Origin of the sequence: Allotamlana fucoidanivorans (genome assembly GCF_006265225.1) — a bacterium.
GTDB classification, from domain to species: Bacteria; Bacteroidota; Bacteroidia; order Flavobacteriales; family Flavobacteriaceae; genus Allotamlana; species Allotamlana fucoidanivorans.
The window spans coordinates 1-1,791 of the sequence record NZ_VDCS01000042.1 but is presented as its reverse complement, the minus strand read 5'-3'; the positions used below and the strand labels follow the sequence as shown (position 1 = coordinate 1,791).

Genomic DNA, 1,791 nt, shown 5'->3' with positions numbered 1-1,791 from the left:
GCCATATTCTTACTTTTCCCAGATGGAAAAATAATTTATGCAATTGCCTGTCTTGCTATAGCTGGAGCTTATTTATTTAGTGACATAAAAATATTAATCGGAAAAAAAACTACTGCCAACAATGGCTATAAGTAATTGCTTGTTCTCGCCTACTTCTGAAAATCCTCGCGGATTTTCAGTTTGGTGTGTACTTGCTAAATTAAGTGTTAACCCACGCAACTACTCATAGCCGAGATCGTTGGCAACAAGCTAAAAAAAATACGCTGAAAAATGAACCGAATAACAAAAACCATAACATTACTTCTGATTTTTTTATGTATTTCCTGCAACCAAAAGAAATCTGACAACACTTACTTGGCGAATTATATTAATTCCGTGAAAGTCGATAATTCACTTACGGAAAATCCTTTACTGGTTATCGACGGATATGCCGTTGAATATGAAACAATGAATGACGGTTGGTTCCTATTACTTGAAGAAGATATTTCAAAGGTTGAATATTTGAAAAAAGAAAACACTGTAAATATATACGGAGAAAAAGGTAAAAACGGAGTTGTTTTATTAACGACCAAATTAAAAGAAAGAGAAATAGCAAATACAAAGTCGGACAAGAAAACTCTATATGTTCTTGACGGAGAAATAATATCTGTCGATGAATATAAAAAAATTGACCAAAGCAAGATAATCGGAATTGGAACAATAACGGAACCGAGCGCAATAAAGGAATTCACATCGGATAATTATGATGAACTGATTTACATATCGACGAAAATGCCGACTGAATAAAAAATGCCAGTTGCCAACACCGGCTATAATTCAGCGTGGCGACAGTGCAAAAACCGAGAGTAAAAACATTAAATTAGCTTGATTTCTCTGCGGAATAGTCCTGCGGACGATTCCACGCCGAAATCATACCCAAACCGTTACCTACAATATTGAAAAAACTGCTTCAAATAATAATTTTAGTATTTATCATATCATGTGATTCAAAAAAAAGCTCATCAGATTTAGCTGATAAAGAATTTGAAATCTGTATTGAATCGAAATACTCTGAACGAATTGAAAACGGACCAGCTGGAGGAAATCTGACTGACAAAAAGAATATCCATAAATTATTGGAACTAGCTTTAGTTAAAGAAGGCTATTTAACCGATATAACTAAAAATGGATATCTGAAGTTATTTGACAAAATAAAAAACAAAGACATTGATTCTGATTTTTTTGACAAGTTAAAATTGCAACTTGGATTTGACCCATTTCTCTTATTACCTTTCATAGGACAAGCGCAATTAAAATGCTACGACCAAATTGTCTTAAGAGAAAAAATTGTAGACAAAACAAGTTGGCAATATAAAGTAATGGAATCTTTATGGGAGATTGAAAAATCTGGAGACCTGAACTTCAATGATGGAAATTTAGCAAATGCTCTAAACAGTATTCCCGAAAAAAAATTTGAAAAAATGATGTATCGGAAATTATTTCTTGACGTAATATATTTTCACCATAACTATAAAAAATAAAAATACTGTAGGTAACACCGTGTATAAAAAATTGCTATTTTTAGCTTAACCAATGTTAGTTGCTTTGCTTACTAGCTTCTGATTTTCCTTCGGAAAATCCTCGCACACAAGCACGCAACTTTCCATACACAAGACCGTTGTAATGCATTTTGACCCGTCCTGAATAAAGGCTACATAATTTCAAACATTATGTACAAAAATGACAAAGTAATCAGACGGTATTCAGAACCTTTTAAACTGAAAATTTTAGACGAACTTACAACAGGAAAAC

Annotated in this window: 2 protein-coding genes; both read left to right on the top strand. The window is 32.8% G+C overall.

Annotated features, from left to right (window positions below; translation table 11 throughout):
- Positions 1–270 precede the first annotated feature (270 nt).
- Complete coding sequence (locus tag FGF67_RS16780; RefSeq protein WP_139698909.1) at positions 271–786, top strand: SusC/RagA family TonB-linked outer membrane protein; 516 nt, start codon at positions 271–273, stop codon at positions 784–786.
- 149 nt (positions 787–935) lie between these two features.
- Positions 936–1,520, top strand: a complete 585-nt coding sequence (locus FGF67_RS16775) for a hypothetical protein (protein WP_139698908.1) — start codon at positions 936–938, stop codon at positions 1,518–1,520.
- Positions 1,521–1,791 lie beyond the last annotated feature (271 nt).

What these genes read in the sequence shown, in the direction of transcription:
- FGF67_RS16780 (WP_139698909.1), top strand. Translation starts at nt 271, where the DNA reads ATGAACCGAATAACAAAAACCATAACATTACTTCTGATTTTTTTATGT.